The sequence below is a fragment of the Aurantimicrobium photophilum genome, from assembly GCF_003194085.1.
Classification (GTDB): Bacteria; Actinomycetota; Actinomycetes; order Actinomycetales; family Microbacteriaceae; genus Aurantimicrobium; species Aurantimicrobium photophilum.
The window spans coordinates 112,507-128,919 of sequence record NZ_CP023994.1 but is presented as its reverse complement, the minus strand read 5'-3'; the positions used below and the strand labels follow the sequence as shown (position 1 = coordinate 128,919).

19 protein-coding genes and 1 pseudogene are annotated in these 16,413 nt (G+C 56.1%); 5 read left to right on the top strand and 15 right to left on the bottom strand.

The features are described from left to right. The first annotated feature begins 152 nt into the window (after positions 1–152). Genes AURMO_RS00675 through AURMO_RS00660 form a run of 4 tightly spaced genes read left to right on the top strand, consistent with a single transcriptional unit; the run spans position 153 to position 2,252 of the window. On the top strand, positions 153–1,085 hold the full coding sequence (locus AURMO_RS00675; protein WP_110232683.1) for a pirin family protein: 933 nt from the start codon (positions 153–155) through the stop codon (positions 1,083–1,085). Beyond that, positions 1,082–1,429, top strand: coding sequence for a carboxymuconolactone decarboxylase family protein (locus tag AURMO_RS00670; RefSeq protein WP_110232682.1), 348 nt, complete (start codon positions 1,082–1,084; stop codon positions 1,427–1,429). Before AURMO_RS00675 ends, AURMO_RS00670 begins: the two co-directional genes overlap by 4 nt. Position 1,430: 1 nt before the next feature. Then, positions 1,431–1,754, top strand: a complete 324-nt coding sequence (locus AURMO_RS00665) for a TfoX/Sxy family protein (protein ID WP_110232681.1) — start codon at positions 1,431–1,433, stop codon at positions 1,752–1,754. A gap of 15 nt (positions 1,755–1,769) precedes the next feature. Beyond that, complete coding sequence (locus AURMO_RS00660) at positions 1,770–2,252, top strand: YbaK/EbsC family protein (RefSeq protein WP_110232680.1); 483 nt, start codon at positions 1,770–1,772, stop codon at positions 2,250–2,252. Here AURMO_RS00660 and AURMO_RS00655 read toward each other — a convergent pair whose 3' ends face one another. The 14 genes from AURMO_RS00655 to tilS form a co-directional block, all read right to left on the bottom strand. Next, on the bottom strand, positions 2,253–3,275 hold the full coding sequence (locus AURMO_RS00655) for an aldo/keto reductase (RefSeq protein WP_110232679.1): 1,023 nt from the start codon (positions 3,273–3,275) through the stop codon (positions 2,253–2,255). A 13-nt stretch (positions 3,276–3,288) separates the two neighbouring features. Continuing rightward, the gene (gene cls, locus AURMO_RS00650) at positions 3,289–4,752 is read right to left on the bottom strand and encodes a cardiolipin synthase (RefSeq protein ID WP_110232678.1); all 1,464 of its coding nucleotides are present in this window, start codon (positions 4,750–4,752) and stop codon (positions 3,289–3,291) included. Beyond that, positions 4,749–4,928, bottom strand: a complete 180-nt coding sequence (locus AURMO_RS00645) for a hypothetical protein (protein ID WP_110232677.1) — start codon at positions 4,926–4,928, stop codon at positions 4,749–4,751. Before AURMO_RS00645 ends, cls begins: the two co-directional genes overlap by 4 nt. 27 nt (positions 4,929–4,955) lie before the next feature. Then, positions 4,956–6,458, bottom strand: coding sequence for a lysine--tRNA ligase (gene lysS, locus AURMO_RS00640; RefSeq protein ID WP_110232676.1), 1,503 nt, complete (start codon positions 6,456–6,458; stop codon positions 4,956–4,958). Then, positions 6,455–7,324 (bottom strand): pantoate--beta-alanine ligase, encoded by an 870-nt coding sequence (panC, locus tag AURMO_RS00635; protein WP_110232675.1) that lies wholly within the window; start codon positions 7,322–7,324, stop codon positions 6,455–6,457. Before panC ends, lysS begins: the two co-directional genes overlap by 4 nt. Before the next feature lie 2 nt (positions 7,325–7,326). Continuing rightward, positions 7,327–8,049, bottom strand: a complete 723-nt coding sequence (locus tag AURMO_RS00630) for a Rossmann-like and DUF2520 domain-containing protein (protein ID WP_239406843.1) — start codon at positions 8,047–8,049, stop codon at positions 7,327–7,329. Next, positions 8,033–8,515 (bottom strand): DUF3180 domain-containing protein, encoded by a 483-nt coding sequence (locus AURMO_RS00625; protein WP_110232673.1) that lies wholly within the window; start codon positions 8,513–8,515, stop codon positions 8,033–8,035. Before AURMO_RS00625 ends, AURMO_RS00630 begins: the two co-directional genes overlap by 17 nt. Continuing rightward, complete coding sequence (gene folK / locus AURMO_RS00620; RefSeq protein WP_110232672.1) at positions 8,512–9,021, bottom strand: 2-amino-4-hydroxy-6-hydroxymethyldihydropteridine diphosphokinase; 510 nt, start codon at positions 9,019–9,021, stop codon at positions 8,512–8,514. Before folK ends, AURMO_RS00625 begins: the two co-directional genes overlap by 4 nt. Next, a complete protein-coding gene (folB, locus tag AURMO_RS00615) occupies positions 9,021–9,383 on the bottom strand; it encodes a dihydroneopterin aldolase (RefSeq protein WP_420807772.1) in 363 nt (120 codons plus the stop codon). The genes folK and folB overlap by 1 nt, the downstream gene beginning before the upstream one ends. After that, complete coding sequence (gene folP / locus AURMO_RS00610) at positions 9,376–10,191, bottom strand: dihydropteroate synthase (RefSeq protein ID WP_239406841.1); 816 nt, start codon at positions 10,189–10,191, stop codon at positions 9,376–9,378. Before folP ends, folB begins: the two co-directional genes overlap by 8 nt. Then, on the bottom strand, positions 10,184–10,768 hold the full coding sequence (gene folE, locus AURMO_RS00605) for a GTP cyclohydrolase I FolE (protein WP_110232670.1): 585 nt from the start codon (positions 10,766–10,768) through the stop codon (positions 10,184–10,186). The genes folP and folE overlap by 8 nt, the downstream gene beginning before the upstream one ends. Positions 10,769–10,770: 2 nt before the next feature. Further along, a complete protein-coding gene (gene ftsH, locus AURMO_RS00600; protein ID WP_110232669.1) occupies positions 10,771–12,789 on the bottom strand; it encodes an ATP-dependent zinc metalloprotease FtsH in 2,019 nt (672 codons plus the stop codon). A 78-nt stretch (positions 12,790–12,867) separates the two neighbouring features. Further along, positions 12,868–13,437, bottom strand: coding sequence for a hypoxanthine phosphoribosyltransferase (gene hpt, locus AURMO_RS00595; RefSeq protein ID WP_110232668.1), 570 nt, complete (start codon positions 13,435–13,437; stop codon positions 12,868–12,870). A 27-nt stretch (positions 13,438–13,464) separates the two neighbouring features. Then, positions 13,465–14,490, bottom strand: a complete 1,026-nt coding sequence (gene tilS / locus AURMO_RS00590; RefSeq protein WP_110232667.1) for a tRNA lysidine(34) synthetase TilS — start codon at positions 14,488–14,490, stop codon at positions 13,465–13,467. Positions 14,491–14,536: 46 nt separating this feature from the next. Between tilS and AURMO_RS00585 the strand changes: the two genes are divergently transcribed. Continuing rightward, positions 14,537–15,028: an inorganic diphosphatase gene (locus tag AURMO_RS00585; RefSeq protein ID WP_110232666.1), complete on the top strand. Its 492-nt coding sequence runs from the start codon at positions 14,537–14,539 to the stop codon at positions 15,026–15,028. A 69-nt stretch (positions 15,029–15,097) separates the two neighbouring features. Here AURMO_RS00585 and AURMO_RS08960 read toward each other — a convergent pair. Further along, a pseudogene (locus tag AURMO_RS08960) lies at positions 15,098–16,291 on the bottom strand (IS3 family transposase); the annotation flags it as partial. Positions 16,292–16,413: the final 122 nt, after the last annotated feature.

Genomic DNA, 16,413 nt, shown 5'->3' with positions numbered 1-16,413 from the left:
GTCTGTGCAGGTCTTGATTTGAGAGTAACGACAAGAAGGCACAAAAACTGCCCCTGTTCGCCCACGGCGTGAGTAGAACGGGCCATGTTCGCTGGAGGAAGAACGAGCAGTTGAAAGGAATAAATCCTCCCCGAGATACGTAGTCTGTAAACATGAGCATCCTCACTCCCCGCGACGTCCCTTTGGGTGGCCTCCGCGCGATGACCGTGAGGCGCACCTTGCCCAATCGCCAGCGCAGCACGATTGGGGCATGGTGCTTTGTGGATCACTACGGTCCCGACGAGGTTGAGCTCAGCGGTGGCATGAACTTAGGCCCCCACCCCCACACCGGGCTGCAGACCGTGACCTGGCTTTTCCAGGGTGAAGTCGAACACCGTGACAGCGTGGGAAGTGTCCAGCTCATTGAACCTGGCCAGGTGAATCTGATGACCGCGGGCACCGGTATTGCCCATGCCGAGCACTCCACCGGCAGGGTCCCCGTGATGCACGGTGTTCAGCTCTGGGTTGCTTTGGCGGACAAGGATCGTCACATCCCTCCTTTCTTTGAACACCACATTGCACCGCGCACCACCATTGGTGATGCACAGCTCATTGTGTTTGTGGGTTCTCTCACAGGAGACACCGGAACGGTCACGGCAGCAACGACTACTTTCACGCCCCTGCTCGGTGCTGAGATAACAGCACCTGCCGGAAGCACCTTCACTATTCCCGTGAACACCACCTTCGAACACGGCATCTTGGTGGACTCGGGATCAGTTGAGGTCAATGGCGAGCTCGCTGAGAAAGACCAGCTTGCCTATGTTGAGCCCGGCATCGACTCACTCACCCTCACTATCGGCGATGAGCCAGCACGTCTCCTTCTCCTCGGGGGCACCCCGTTCGAAGAAGAGCTCGTGATGTGGTGGAACTTCATTGGTCGTAGCCACGACGAAATAGTGGAATTCCGAAACCAATGGCAAGAAGATGTTGTACTCGAAGGCAATCCTGAGGGTATTTTTGGGTCTGTAGAGCACGGTGGAACTGTCATCCCTGCTCCTGAAATGCCCCATGTTCAACTCCGACCACGAAAGTTGCCCAGGCCATGAGTGATCTCTATAACGGAACCGAGAACCGCAAGTTCGGCCGGATTTATAAGAAGGAAACTCCAGACATTCTGGAAGCCTTCGTGGCTTTTGACAACGCGGTCTTCGCTGAAGAAGGCCGCGCTATCCCGCTCAAGTTCCGTGAGTTGATGGCACTGAGCGTGGCATTCACCACGCAGTGTTCTTTCTGCATCGATGCTCACACCAAGGGTGCCGTGAAGGCAGGCGCCACCGATGCTGAGATTGCCGAAGCTGCCTGGATAGCTGCCGCCCTCCGTGCCGGTGGTGCCTTCACCCACGGCCGTATGGCACTGCAGGTGAGCAGCACCCTCGACCACGAGCACTAACGTGGCAACGTCGAAAGAATTCACCGAGGACGTCCTCGATGCATTTGGTGCGCGCAATGTGCGCGTGCGCCCCATGTTTGGTGAATACGGAATTTACTGCGAGGACAAGTTTGTCGGAGTGATTTGCGACAACACCCTGTTTCTCAAAGCGACGGAACCGGGTGAGAGCTTTGTTCCCTCCCTCGATAAAGCATCTCCCTACCCCGGAGCTAAAGAACACTTAGTGATTCCGGTGGAGAAGTTTTCTGATGCAGAGTGGATGCATGAATTACTCGATCTGACTTGGGCTGCCCTGCCTGTTCCCAAACCCAAGAAGAAGCCCTAACTGGAGAAAATCCTGATGACCGAGATTGCACACCCCGACTCCGTTGAACGTTTCCGCGCAGCTCTGAAAGAGCACGGCGCGGAAGGAGATGTTGTTCGCCTCGACGACAATGCTCACACCGCCCAAGCAGCTGCCGAAGGCCTGGGCATCACCCGTGGCCAGATTGCCAACTCGTTAGTGTTCCTCGCCGATGGTGAACCCGTGCTCGTGATGAGCTCCGGCGGTCACCGCGTGGACACCGAGAAGGTCTCAGCAGCATTCGGCGGTAAGAAGATCACCAAAGCCAATGCAGATGACGTTCGTGCTGCCACCGGTTATGTCATTGGCGGGGTCTCACCCGTGGGGCTCGCCACCGAGCTTCCCACCCTGGTTGATAACGACCTGGCTCAATACGACACCATCTGGTCCGCGGGTGGTCACCCTGCGTATGTCTACCAAACCACTTTCAGCGAACTGGTTCGTATGACCGGTGGAACTCCCGCCGATATCGGCGAGTAACTAACTCTTTCTGTGGGAACCGCTGTCTGTTCCGTGCACGGCAAAGACGTCGATGGCCTCAAGCTCTTCAGGTTCAAAGTCGGGGCCGTGAATAGCAGCGATATTGTCTTCAAGCTGCTTCACCGAGGAGGCGCCAATGAGTGCTGAGGTGACTCCGGGGTTGCGCAGTGTCCACAGCAGTGCCATCTGAGCGAGCGTCTGGCCGCGCGCCTCGGCGATTGCCGAGAGGCCGCGGACGCGCTCAAGATAAACCTCGTTGATGCGCTCCTCGCCGAGGTGAACGCCGAGGGCAGCACGCGAATCTTTTGGGATTCCCTTGAGATAGCGATCGGTGAGCATGCCTTGCGAGAGTGGCGAAAAGACAATGCAGCCCGCACCAATCTCGTCGAGGGTGTAGAGCAAACCGGAGCGTTCGATGGTGCGATCAAACATGGAATAGCGAGGCTGGTGGATCAGCAGAGGAACACCGAGGCGATCGAGTTCCTTCTTCGCCGCGAGGGTCTGTTCTGGTGTGTAGGACGAGATTCCAACATAGAGCGCCTTGCCCTGTTGCACGACCGAAGCCAGTGCTCCCATGGTCTCCTCAATAGGAGTGTTGGGGTCGGGTCGGTGCGAGTAGAAGATGTCGACGTAGTCGAGACCCATGCGCTTCAGGCTCTGATCCAGTGACGAGATGAGATACTTGCGCGATCCCCACTCGCCATAGGGGCCGTCCCACATGAAATACCCCGCCTTGGAGGAGATAACCATCTCGTCGCGGTAGGGCTTGAAGTCGGACGCGAGCACGTCGCCGAAGTGGGACTCAGCAGAACCGGCTGGGACGCCGTAGTTGTTCGCTAGGTCGAAGTGGGTCACGCCCATGTCGAATGCGCGTCGAAGAATGGCGCGCTGGTTTTTGAGAGAGCCTTCGTCACCGAAGTTGTGCCAGAGGCCCAAAGAAATCTCAGGAAGCTTCAGTCCAGACTTCCCGCTGCGGCGGAAGTTCATGATGTCGTAGCGAGTAGATGCTGCGTCGTATGCCATGGATCGAGCCTAACTACTGGAGTGAGGAGGTGAGTCGAGCAAGACCGTCAAGAACGGTTGAGCGCAGGGGCTGCTTCTTCCACTCTTCCAGAGTGAGTGCACGAGACATCTCGCGATAGGCGTCCTCCACGTCACGCATCTGCTTGACGAAGCTGGCGCCTCGAACCATGAGGGAAACCTCCAGGTTCAGCGAGAAGGAACGCATGTCCATGTTGGACGAACCAATGACGGCAACTTCGTCATCGATCGACATGTGCTTGGAGTGCAAGATAGTGGGTGCTTTGTAGAGCCAGATGACCACACCGGCACGCAGCAGTGCTTCATAGTAGGAACGCTGTGCGTGATAAACCAGTGCTTGGTCCCCGATTTCTGAGACGAAGAGTTCGACTCGAACACCGCGCTGGCAGGCCGAGGTGATGGCATACATCAACGACTCGTCGGGCACGAAGTAGGGGGAGGTGATGATGATCTTCTCTTGCGCTGAATACATCAACGTGAGGAATAAACGTAGGTTGTTCTCCGAGGCAAAGCCAGGACCAGACGGAACAATCTGGCAGTCCAGAGTTTGATCTTCGTGGAAGGCAACAATGGGTTCTGATTCACGAGTGAGCAGAACATCTGTTTCGGAATACCAGTCGGTAATGAAGATGGCGTTCAGACCAGCAACGATAGGTCCGCGCAGGCGAACCATTGCGTCTTTCCAGTGCAGTCCACGCTTGAGGTTGGACTTCTTGAGATAGCTGGAATCAATGAGGTTCTGTGAACCCATCCAGCCGATGCTGCCGTCGATGATGACGAGCTTGCGGTGGTTGCGCAGGTCAGGGCGCTCATACTTGCCTTGGAAAGGCAGGAAAGGAAGCATGAGGTGCCAGTCGACTCCAATGGCGGTAAGGCGCTTCTTGGTCTTGCGATAACCGACGGTGCGCATTGCTGCCACGTGGTCAAAGAGCACGCGCACTTCAACACCTCGCTGCACAGCGCGTTCCATGGCTTGGAAGACAGGCTCAGTGACGGGGTCAGAAGAGAGAATGTAAAACTCAACGTGAACAAAGTTCTGTGCCTTATCGATATCCGCTGCGATATCGATAATGTTCTTCTCGTAGTCGATCTGCATCTGGGCTGAGTTGCCACCAACTAAGGGGATGGCCCCCAAGTTGCGGTTGAGCTCAACCACTCGGTCAAGCCACACGGGCCACGACTTGTCATGAGCAACCTTGTCGAATCCTTCAGTGGAATCCAAGATGAACTGGTTGATTTCACGCTGGCGGCGGCGACGCTTACGGCCCAGCCGTGGACTACCGATGAGCAAGAACAAAATCACACCGATATAGGGAATGAAGAAAATAGCGAGCAGCCAGCCCAGGGCAGAGGATGGTCGACGGTTGCGAGGAACAATGATGATGGCGACGACACGAATAACAAAGTCAACCGCTAATGCAACAACGGTGAGCCAGAAGGAGAATTCTGCTTGATTCATTTCTTTTCTGCCTCAGGAAGTCCGCGCTTTGCTCGTTCTTCGGCTTCAATCTGGGCATAGGTCTCACGTTCGGTGCGGTCTGAGCGCAGAATCGAACGAATAATGAGCCAGAACAGCAGGCCAAGGAGCACGGTCGGCGTGACCGACCAGAGTGCGTTGAGCCAGAAGTTGTCCATAAGGGTCAGACTACCGAAGGAAGCTGATTACTTAACCAGCGGGAACAGGATGGTCTCGCGGATGCCGAGGCCAGTAATGGCCATGAGCAAGCGGTCCATACCCATACCCATGCCGCCCGCAGGTGGCATGGCGTGCTCGAGTGCCTTGAGGAAGTCTTCGTCCAAACGCATTGCTTCGACGTCACCCTTAGCGCTGAGGGCAGCCTGCTGCACAAAGCGTTCGCGCTGAATGACGGGGTCGTTGAGTTCGGAGTAGCCAGTGGCAAGTTCGAAGCCGCGGACGTAGAGGTCCCACTTCTCCACCACACCAGGAATGGAACGGTGTTCCTTCACGAGTGGGCTGGTCTCAACCGGGAAGTCCATCACGAAGGTGGGACGAGTGAGCCCGTCCTTGACGAAGTGCTCCCACAGTTCTTCCACCAGCTTGCCGTGGTTGGCGAGGTGAACTTCCACGCCTTCCTTGTTGGCTAGGGCCTGCAGGTCTGCAACGGAAGTTGCAGGAGTGATCTCCACACCCGCTGCTTCGCTCAGCGAGTGATACATGCTGATGCGATCCCATTCACCGCCCAAATCAAACTCTGTGCCATCTGCCCAGGTCACGACATGGCTGCCAGCAACGGCAAGAGCGGCGTCCTGAATGAGCTTCTGGGTCAGGTCAGCGATGGAGTTGTAGTCGCCATATGCTTCATAGGCTTCGAGCATGGCGAACTCAGGAGAGTGCGTGCTGTCAGCACCTTCATTGCGGAAGTTGCGGTTGATTTCGAACACTCGCTCGATGCCACCGACCAGTGCACGCTTCAAGTAAAGCTCAGGTGCAATGCGCAGGAAGAGCTCCATGTCGAAGGCGTTGGAGTGGGTCACGAAGGGGCGTGCAGAAGCACCACCGTGCATGACCTGAAGCATGGGGGTCTCAACCTCAATGAAGTCGAGCTGCGTGAAGGTGTTTCGCAATGACGCCATGGTCTTCGCACGAGCAAAGACGTTCTTCCGAGCCTGTTCGCGAACGATGAGGTCGAGGTAGCGGGAACGAACACGGGTTTCTTCGTTGAGCTCGTTGTGCATGTTGGGAAGAGGAAGCACAGCCTTGGCTGCCATCTTCCATTCCTTCACCATGACGGAGAGCTCACCGCGGCGGCTAGAAATCACTTCACCAGAAACGTACAGGTGGTCACCGAGGTCAACCAGGTCTTTCCAGAGTTCAAGGTTCTCTTCGCCCACCTCGGCCAGAGAGACCATGGCCTGGATGCGGGAACCATCACCTGACTGCAAACTGGCAAAGCACAGCTTGCCAGTGTTGCGCAGGTGAACAATACGACCAGCAAGTCCCACGGTCACACCGGTGGTGGCATCTGCTTCCAGGTCACCGAAGCGTGCACGAACGGCAGGAATGGTGTCGGTGATGGGAAGGGCAACGGGGTATGCCTCAAGACCAAGTTCGTTGAGTCGATCACGCTTAGCCAGGCGAACGGCTTTCTGCTCACTGACTTCAGCTTCGGTCAGTTCGGGCTCTGGTGCGGTGTTCTCACTCATGCGTGGAGTCTCTCAAGGTTTTCGGTATCGATAAGTCGTGTGGTTCCCACTACCGCGGCCACCACAACTGTGGCAGGTCCCTGGTAGTCGTCACTCACGCGCTGAAAGTTTGTGGGATCGACAAGGTCGAGATAATCAAGTCTAACCAGCGGATACTTCTCAAAAACGCTCCTGCCAACCTCACGGACCGACGCAGCATTTCCATGCTGTGCTTCATGAGCCACGGCAAGCAGAGCATGGGGCAATGCCAATGCCGCCTGGCGCTCTTCTTCGCTGAGATAGCGGTTTCTACTGGAGAGTGCCAAACCATCTGCTTCGCGAATGGTGTGCAAGACATCCAGTTGGATGGGCAAGCCCAGCTTCTGAATGAGCTCGCGCACCAAGAACACCTGTTGCGCATCCTTTTGACCAAAGACAGCAACATCGGGCTTCACAATGTCGAACAGTCGTGCCACGACCGTGAGCACACCGTCAAAGTGGCCAGGTCTGCTTGCGCCTTCGAAGGTGTCCCCCACCGAACCAGCTTTTTGTGCAGGAACTGCAGGTCCACCCACACGTTCGGGATAAACCTCTTCTGCCGCTGGAGCAAACACATAATCTGCATGCCCAGCAAGTGCAGCAACATCAACGTCGAGCGTGCGGGGATAGCGGTCGAAGTCTTCCCCGGCCCCGAACTGCAACGGGTTCACAAAGATCGACACCACGACAACATCTGCCAACTCTCGGGCCCGTGCAACCAGAGCTAAGTGCCCGGCGTGCAGCGCACCCATGGTGGGGACGAGTGCCAGCGTCTTGCCTTCGGCGCTTAACTGCTCACGAAGGGCCGTCATCTCGGCGACGGTGTGGCAAACCTGCGGTGCACTCATGATTAGTCGTCGAGTCCTGTGAAGCCCAGACGCGACGCGTCACCTGCTTGGCCAAGAGCGTTGTCGACAGCAGAACGAATCAACGGAGCAACAATACGGCCCGGGTTCTCAATCCCGATCTCACCAAGCAGGTTGGTTGCCTGGTCCACAATTGCTGCTGAGAACTGTGACGCTGTGGCAATTGCCTCGGCATATTGCGGGCGCTGTGCTTCGGAGATGACTACAGGCTCTCCGCCCATTTCCACCGCGAGTGCTTGCCCAATCGGTAGGACAGGGGCCGGTGCGGTAACCGCGATATAGCAATCGGCAAGACGAGCAATGTCCATACTGGTTCCCGTGAACGCCATGGCGGGGTGAAGAGCCAGAGGAATCACTCCTGCCAACACGGCAGGGTGCAGCACCTCAACTCCATAGGCGGCAGAGGTGTGCAGCACGATCTGTCCTGGTTGCCACACTCCGGCAACAGCAAGACCGTTGACCAAGTCAGGCAGCTCCTCATCGGGAACGGCAATAAGAACAAGTTCACTCAGTTCCACAATGCGGGGAACTTCGAGCACAGGGACATCAGGAAGGATGGCCTGGGCTCGTTCTTTGCTTTCTTCTGAGATGGCAGAGATGCCGACCAGCGCGTGCCCTGCACCGGCAAGAGCAGCGCCCAAGATGGGGCCCACCTTGCCTGCGCCAATAATGCCGATGCCGAGGCGACCGTCACGCTGCTGGTTCACCGGCCACCTCCTTGTCGTTCTTGTCCAGATCATCTGGAGGCAGAACACACAACCATTCGGCAATCAGTCCGGCAACAATGAGCAATGCTGCAGCACCAAGCTGAGCGATGACGTTCGTCAAGATTGCGCCACTAGGAGCAATGGGGCGACCGAAAAGATAGACAATCACACCAGCACCCAGACCCAGCAAGAGAGAGCCTGAGTAGCTGCTGGCCTTGGCCAATGCCACAACCCGCGAGGCATACAACCCATCAATGGGTTCTTTGCGCTTGCCGGTAACCCAGCGACGAATGGGAATTGCCATGAGAACGACGGCAATGGCCACGACGAACAAGGTGAATGCCAAAGACAGCGGCGGAACATAAATAAATCCGCCGCGTGACTGCACAATGAGTTCCAGCAAATAGGCAGCAACGCCGCCAATGAGAAAGAGGCCAATCAGCGGTGCGGGGGTAGTGCGCTTCATGCGCTCACCTCGAAGCGGTGCAGTTCATTGCTGAACTTCTCTGCAAGTGCAGCAATCTCCCCGTGGGGTAGAACAACCGCATTCGGTTGAACATCGTTCCAGGGCACCACCACGAAAGAGCGCTCGAAAGCTCGGGGGTGAGGAATGGTGAGACGTTCGGTTTCCATCTCAACACCATCCATCCAGATGATGTCGAGGTCAAGGGTGCGATCGCCCCAGCGTTCGTGGCGTTCACGGCCGTGGTCTTGTTCGATGCCGTTGAGCTCAGTAAGCAAAGCCTCTGGGGGGAGGTCTGTACTAATCAGTGCCACCGCATTGAGATATTCGGGAGCATCCAGATCCACACCCTCTGGCTTCACGGCAGCTGATTCATAAAGTGGGGACAGTTTGAGCAGAACAGTGCCACCAAGATCTGCCACTTCGTTGGCAGCCTGCTTGATGGTTGCCACACGGTCACCGAGGTTCGATCCGAACGCGATAATGGCGTTTCTGCGTGGAGCATCCATTAGCGGCTGCGTTCAATCGTGACAGCAACATCAGCGAACTCCACGCTGATCGGAGCCTGGGGTTTGTGAACAGTCACTTCAACCTTCTGAACGGGTGCGTGCGCCAAGACAACCTGTGCCACACGTTCAGCAACGGTCTCGATGAGATCCACAGGATCATTCGCCACCGCCGCGACGACTTCTTCAGCCAGCTCGCCGTAGTGAACGGTGTTGGCCAGGTCATCACTGAGTGCGGCAGGTGAAAGATCCAGCCATGCTGTGACATCAATGACAAAGAGCTGCCCGTTAGCGCGCTCGAAATCAAACACCCCATGGTTGGCCTGAACACGCAGACCCGTCAGAGTGATGCGGTCCTTACTCACGGGCACCCTTGTTCCACGACTCCAGCACGCGCAAAGCACCTGCCGTACGCGCAACATCATGCACGCGAACTGCCCAGACCCCAGCTTGAGCAGCGAGAACGCTGACCGCAACGCTGGCAGAGTCACGGTCTTCGACCGTGGCATCTTCGGGCAGTAACGAGGCAAGGAATCGCTTACGCGATGCCCCAATCAGAAGCGGATAACCCAGTGCCTGCAGTTCGTCGAGGCGGCCGAGCATCTGCCAGTTGTGTTCTGAGTTCTTCGCAAAGCCCAGGCCTGGATCCAGGATGAGCTTCTCTGGCCTCATGCCTTCGGCAAGGAGTGCTTCCACGCGTTCACTGAGCTCTCGCGTGATGTCAGTAGGGGCATCTTTATAGAGCGCCTTGTTGTCCATATCGACCGAGTGTCCACGCCAATGGCTGGCAATGAAGGTGGCATCAGACTGGGCCACAACCTTCGGCATGAAGAAATCTGCGAGACCACCAGAAACGTCGTTGACATATTGCGCCCCGCGCTCGATGGCAAGGATGGCAGTAGCCGCATTCATAGTGTCGATACTCACGACAGCACCAGCACGAACGAGGGAACCAATCACGGGAAGAACTCGAAGTTGTTCCTCTTCGACCGAGACACGTTGTGCACCGGGACGGGTGGATTCACCACCAATGTCGATAATGTCGGCACCCTGCTCCATCATGGCAATGCCGTGCTTCACAGCGGAGTCAGTGTCGAGGTATTTTCCACCGTCACTGAACGAGTCAACCGTGACGTTGAGGATGCCCATGATTTTGGTGCGGTGCTCAGTCATGACTTTCCTCACCACGTGACGCACCAATAAGAGTCATGATTTCTGCACGTGCCGCAGGCTCAGTGAGTTCACCACGTGACGCGATGGTGATGGTGCGACTATTTGTCTGCTCCACACCACGAGCGGCCACGCACTGGTGCCGAGCTTCGACAACCACCAGCACACCGCGGGGGTCGAGACCCTCCACGAGCGCGTCAGCGATTTGCTCGGTCAAGCTCTCTTGCATCTGGGGGCGAGCAGCCAAGGTGTTCACCACACGAGGCAATTTACCCAGGCCAACTACGCGGTCGCCAGGGAGGTAAGCGACGTGGGCAACACCCAAGAAGGGAAGCAGGTGGTGTTCACACATCGACCGAACGGTGATGTCGGTGACCACAACCGCATCGGAGAGTTGGTCGATGGGAACACTCTCACGCAAATGCTCGAGTGGGTCCTGACCAACACCGGCAAAGAACTCGGCATAGGCTTCGGCGACACGTACCGGGGTCGATGAGAAGTTGGCCTTCGTCGGATCTTCACCAATCGCGTGAAGGAGTTCGACGACGGCCGCCTCAATTCGAGCCCGGTCGATAGCCATGTTTATGCCTTGGGAGCTGGCTTCTGTGTAGCAGGCTCTGCCGCTGCCTTAGCTGGAGCTTTCTTGGCGACGGGCTTCTTCGCAACAGGCTTCTTTACTTCAGTCTTGGCTGCTGCCTTCTTGGCAGGAACCTTGACGGGTGGAAGCTTCGAAACGGGACGCTCGTTGCTGGAGAGCCACTGCTTACGAAGAGGAAGCTTCTTCACGTCCTTGAAGATTTCAGCCAGCTGGTTGTGATCGAGAGTTTCCTTCTCGAGCAGTTCTGTAGCCAGGCGGTCGAGCACCTTGCGGTTGGAGTTGAGAACCTTCCATGCTTCGGTGTGAGCGTTCTCGATGAGTGCGCGGATTTCCTTATCCACGTGCTCTGCCATCTGCTCGGAGTAGTCACGCTGGTGACCCATGTCGCGGCCCAAGAACATTTCGCCGGATGCGCCGCCGAGTTTGACCGAACCCACAGTGGAGCTCATGCCGTATTCGGTGACCATCTTGCGAGCAATGCTGGTTGCCTTCTCGATGTCGTTCGATGCGCCGGTGGTGGGGTCGTGGAACACGATCTCCTCAGCAACGCGACCACCCATGGCATAGGTGAGCTGGTCGAGGAGTTCATTACGGGTGACCGAGTACTTATCTTCCAGTGGAAGCACCATGGTGTATCCGAGGGCACGACCACGAGGAAGAATGGTGACCTTGGTCACAGGGTCAGAGAAGTTCATTGCCGCTGCAGCGAGCGCGTGACCACCTTCGTGATACGCGGTGATGAGCTTTTCCTGATCCTTCATCACACGGCTGCGACGCTGAGGTCCAGCGATAACGCGGTCAATGGACTCATCCAGTGCACGGTTGTCGATCAGTTGTGCGTTCGAACGCGCAGTCAGCAATGCTGCTTCATTGAGAACGTTGGCCAGATCAGCACCGGTGAAACCGGGAGTCTTGCGTGCGACAACTTCGAGGTCCACGTTCTTTGCCATGGGCTTGCCCTTGGCGTGAACTTCAAGAATCTTCTTGCGGCCTTCCATGTCTGGAGCGTCCACACCAATCTGGCGGTCAAAACGACCAGGGCGCAGAAGGGCAGGGTCCAGAATGTCGGGACGGTTGGTTGCAGCGATAAGGATCACGTTGGTCTTAACGTCGAAGCCGTCCATCTCCACCAGCATCTGGTTGAGGGTCTGCTCACGTTCATCGTGGCCACCACCCATACCGGCACCACGGTGACGGCCGACAGCATCGATTTCATCGATGAAGATGATCGCAGGAGCGTTCTGCTTTGCTTGTTCGAAGAGGTCACGCACACGGCTTGCACCGACACCGACAAACATCTCTACGAAGTCAGAACCAGAAATCGAGTAGAAGGGAACGCCAGCTTCACCTGCAACGGCACGGGCGAGCAGAGTCTTACCTGTTCCGGGAGGGCCATAGAGCAGCACACCGCGAGGAATACGTGCACCTACCGCGAGGAAGCGAGCGGGCTCCTTGAGGAAGTCGACGATTTCAGAAAGTTCTTCAACAGCTTCGTTTGCACCAGCAACGTCAGCAAAGGTGACGGTGGGAGTTTCCTTGGTGACAAGCTTGGCCTTGGACTTACCAAACTGCATCACACCACGGCCACCTCCCTGCATGGAAGAAAGCATGAACCAGAAGAACGCACCGATCAGAAGCACGGGCAAGAAGATTCCCAGCATGCTAAGGAACCAGTTCTCCTTGGGCACCTCATCGTTGAAGCCGTCGGTCAAAGATGAGGCGTTGACTGCATCCACAACCTGAACACCACGAGGGGCGACATAGAAGAACTGCACGTCGGTGCCGTACTTGTCGTCGGCCTTCTTGAGCTTGAGGTCAACGCGCTGCTCAATGTCGACAATGGTTGCGCTCGCAACCTTGTTCTCTTTGAGGAAGGTCAGACCATCGTCAGTGCTGATGGCTTGGTAGCCGGTCATGGAGATGAGGGATGAGCCCACCCAGACAGCAATCACCGCAACGATGATGTAGAGCAGGGGACCGCGCAGAAGGTTCTTCAATTTCATGGTCTTCTCAGGGTATCGGTCTAGACGCTATGCCCGCTTGGTGTTTGCCGAGGGCGGAATGGGAGTTAACCCAGAACTTTAGGCGTGAGGGTCTTCCCCGCCATAGACGTGAGGGGACAGCACTGCAAGACCGCGAACGTTGCGGTAGTCCTCGTTGTAGTCGAGGCCGTAACCCACCACGAATGCGTTGGGAATGTCATAACCGACATATTTGACGTCTACTGGCTCTTTGATTGCTTCGGGCTTGCGGAACATGGCCACCACCTCGATCGATGCGGGGCCGCGCGATTCCAGGTTTCCAATGAGCCAGTTCAGGGTCAAACCAGAGTCGATGATGTCTTCCACAATGAGCACGTGGCGGCCTGCAATTTCTGCGTCCAAGTCCTTCACGATGCGCACAACACCGGAGGACTTGGTGCTGGAACCGTAGGAAGACACAGCCATGAAGTCGATGTGAGCGTGGAACTTCAGTTCACGCACGAGGTCACTGAGAACCATGACAGCACCCTTGAGCACGGCAATGATGAGAACATCTTTACCTTCGTAGTCGCGCTCAATCTCGCGAGCGAGTTCTGCCAGGCGACCCTGGATCTGCTCTTCTGAGAAAAGAATTTCGGTGATGTCTGATTCGACGTCGCGCAACTCCATGCGTGCGATCCTTTTGTGCTGGTGAGACTAGGCCTCGGTGGGTGTGGACGATGATGCAGTCAGAACAAGCTGAGCACCTTGTCGCTCAACTCTAATACCGGGAACGTGAACTTCTCCCTGTCCATGCCAATCGGTAATCAGACGAGCAACGGCATTGGTGTGAACCGAGCTCAAACTCGACCCAAAGACGTCCAAAGCAGCCCGGCGAATGACGCGATTGAGAATAGCTAGAGGCAAGCCCGTCAACGCAGTGACATCCAGTGTTGCCTGCACCGACTGGGCAGTTTCACCCAGCACGGGTGTGAACACGGTGGGCATAATCTCGGAAGTCAGCGCGTCCAGCACGGCGGAGTCTTGCTTGAACTGCTCTGCGGTTCGGGCCAATGCTTCAGCAACTCCAGGACCGAGTTGGTTTTCCAGCACAGGCATGACCTCGTGACGAATCCGCACACGGGTGTAACTGGCGTCTTGGTTGTGGGGGTCATTCCAGGGTGTGAGTCCCTGGTCTTCACACGCCGCCACCGTCTGTGCTCGGCGAATGCCCAGCAGCGGTCTGCGATAGATACCGTTGATGTCACTCATTCCGGCCAGGCTTGTTGCCCCGGATCCTCGGGTCAACCCCAAGAGCACAGTCTCAGCCTGATCATCCAGAGTGTGACCCAACAGGATGGCAACAGCACCGAGTTCCCTGGCCACAGAATCCAAGGCCTCATAACGGGCTATGCGGGCATCTGCCTCTGGCCCCGCAGCTGGAACAACTTTCACTCTGCGGATAATCACCGGGTCTAGTCCCAGCTCACGAGCCTGGGCTGCGGCGTTCTCAGCGACAACATGTGAACCTTCTTGCAGCCCGTGATCGACAATCACGGCCCCGGCAAGAAGCCCCGCACGAGGCGCCTCAAAGGCTAAACCGGCGGCCAGTGCAAGAGAGTCAGGTCCGCCACTGAGTGCCACCAGTACGACAGCATCGGGAGTGAGGTCCGAGAGGTTCTCGCGAATGGCACGACGAACGTCAGCCATAGCTGGCGTGAGTCGGGGACGTTCGGTCATCATCAAGTAACCTTATGAGGTATTCATCTCAACCGTGAAGGAGCCCCTCGTGGCCGCTTACGACGTCGTCGTTGAAATTCCCAAGGGAAGCCGTAACAAGTATGAAGTTGACCACGAAACTGGTCGCGTCTACTTGGACCGCGTGCTGTTCACCACTTTCGTTTACCCCACCGACTATGGCTACTTCGAGAACACTCTCGGTCTCGACGGTGACCCCGTTGACGCTCTCGTTCTTCTTGAGTACCCCGTGTTCCCCGGAGTGGGCGTCAAGGTCCGCCCCGTCGGCGTTCTCAACATGAGTGACGAGGCTGGATCAGATGCCAAGGTCATCTGCGTTCCAGCTAAGGACCCTCGTTGGGCTCACATCCAGGACATCGACGATGTTCCTGAGCAGACCAAGAACGAGATCGACCACTTCTTCAAGCGTTACAAGGACCTCGAGCCTGGCAAGTTTGTCAACGTTGAGGGCTGGGGCAACGCAGCTGAAGCCGAGCAGATCGTCGTTGACGGTTTCGCTCGCCTCAAGGCTGAAGGCCACTAGGCACACAGACCACGAAAGAACCCCCGCTCTGGTGATGAACTGTCCCCCGAAAGTTGGACAGGTTAAATCCTAGGCGGCTTCTAACTGAAGGGCATGGTTCCGATATTGCATCGGGGTCATGCCCTTCAGTCGTTCTTGTAGACGATCTCTGTTATACCAATCGATGTATTCCTCAATTTCTTCGATGAGTTCGTTGACGGTGTTGAATCTTTCACCATGGAACATTTCTGTTTTGAGGTGTCCGAAGAAGTTCTCGATCAGGGCGTTGTCATAACAGTTTGCTTTGCGGGACATGGATTGGATAGCGCCATGTTCTTCCAACAGTTCACGCCACGAGTGGTGTTGGTAGTGGAATCCTTGATCTGTGTGAACGAGTAGTCCGGCAGCTGGTTGTTCACGTTCAAACGCGTCTTTCAGGCTCCGTGACGTCAATCCGGTATTCGGTGAGGTTCCTGTTTTGAAGCTCACGATTGCATGATCGAACAGGTCATAGATCGCTGAGAGATACACTTTCTGGTTTCCCACCCGGAATTCGCTCACGTCACTGACCCATTTCTGGTTTGGTGCTGTTGCGTCGAATTCTCTGTTGAGATGGTTCGCTGCGATATGAGAAATCGTGCCTTGATAGGAGTTGTATTTGCGTTTGATGCGCACTTTCGATTTCAGGCCTAACTGTTTCATGAGTTTATAAACCAGCTTCTTCCCCACTTGCCAACCATGTTGAGTTAGATGCAGCCAGATTCTGCGATGGCCATATCGTCTCTTTTTTGCGAAGAAGACTGTGACGATGACTGCTTTGAGGAAGGCATGCCGGTCAGGCGCATCAAGCCGGGCGAGGTGGTAATAATAAGGTCGACCTTGCCATCTGCGCTGCGGCGAGGAGATCGTCAAGGGCGTGATCGGACTTGAGGGAGGAAATCACCTGGACCTTTAGGCGTGTCCTTGGTTCCTCAAGTCCCGCAATTTTTTTAGATACGCGTTCTCTGCTTCAAGGCGTTTAACTTGTTGGCGCAGCCGGTCTTCTTCGCTGGAAACTTCCTGGTTTTGAACCGAACCAAAAGGCCTGCCCTTAGGTTTGGGCATCAACGCCTCATCACCGCCTGCTCGCCATTGACGAGCCCATGCGGTCACAAGCTGAACAGAACTTAACTGAAACTCTGCCGCGAGTTCCATCTTTGTCGCACCGGCAAGAAAACGTTCGACTACTTCTTTTTTGATTTCAAAAGAGAAAGTACTTTTGGTTTTGCTTTGCATAAGACAAAGCCTGCCATGAAGCATCCACTTGCGATGGAACTGTTTCGAGGCGTCAACGGAGAAACCTAAACGGTTAGCGGCGGCAACATAACCGAAGCCGGTTTCGAAGAGATCAACGAGCTGTTCTCGTT

Coding starts and splice junctions, on each gene's coding strand:
- ftsH (WP_110232669.1), bottom strand. CDS start 12,789: ATGAAATTGAAGAACCTTCTGCGCGGTCCCCTGCTCTACATCATCGTT.
- panC (WP_110232675.1), bottom strand. CDS start 7,324: ATGAGTGCACCGCAGGTTTGCCACACCGTCGCCGAGATGACGGCCCTT.
- AURMO_RS00645 (WP_110232677.1), bottom strand. CDS start 4,928: ATGGACAACTTCTGGCTCAACGCACTCTGGTCGGTCACGCCGACCGTG.
- folP (WP_239406841.1), bottom strand. CDS start 10,191: ATGACTGAGCACCGCACCAAAATCATGGGCATCCTCAACGTCACGGTT.
- AURMO_RS00675 (WP_110232683.1), top strand. CDS start 153: ATGAGCATCCTCACTCCCCGCGACGTCCCTTTGGGTGGCCTCCGCGCG.
- folK (WP_110232672.1), bottom strand. CDS start 9,021: ATGGATGCTCCACGCAGAAACGCCATTATCGCGTTCGGATCGAACCTC.
- lysS (WP_110232676.1), bottom strand. CDS start 6,458: ATGAGTGAGAACACCGCACCAGAGCCCGAACTGACCGAAGCTGAAGTC.
- AURMO_RS00625 (WP_110232673.1), bottom strand. CDS start 8,515: ATGAAGCGCACTACCCCCGCACCGCTGATTGGCCTCTTTCTCATTGGC.
- hpt (WP_110232668.1), bottom strand. CDS start 13,437: ATGGAGTTGCGCGACGTCGAATCAGACATCACCGAAATTCTTTTCTCA.
- AURMO_RS00655 (WP_110232679.1), bottom strand. CDS start 3,275: ATGGCATACGACGCAGCATCTACTCGCTACGACATCATGAACTTCCGC.
- tilS (WP_110232667.1), bottom strand. CDS start 14,490: ATGATGACCGAACGTCCCCGACTCACGCCAGCTATGGCTGACGTTCGT.
- folE (WP_110232670.1), bottom strand. CDS start 10,768: ATGGCTATCGACCGGGCTCGAATTGAGGCGGCCGTCGTCGAACTCCTT.
- AURMO_RS00670 (WP_110232682.1), top strand. CDS start 1,082: ATGAGTGATCTCTATAACGGAACCGAGAACCGCAAGTTCGGCCGGATT.
- cls (WP_110232678.1), bottom strand. CDS start 4,752: ATGAATCAAGCAGAATTCTCCTTCTGGCTCACCGTTGTTGCATTAGCG.
- AURMO_RS00660 (WP_110232680.1), top strand. CDS start 1,770: ATGACCGAGATTGCACACCCCGACTCCGTTGAACGTTTCCGCGCAGCT.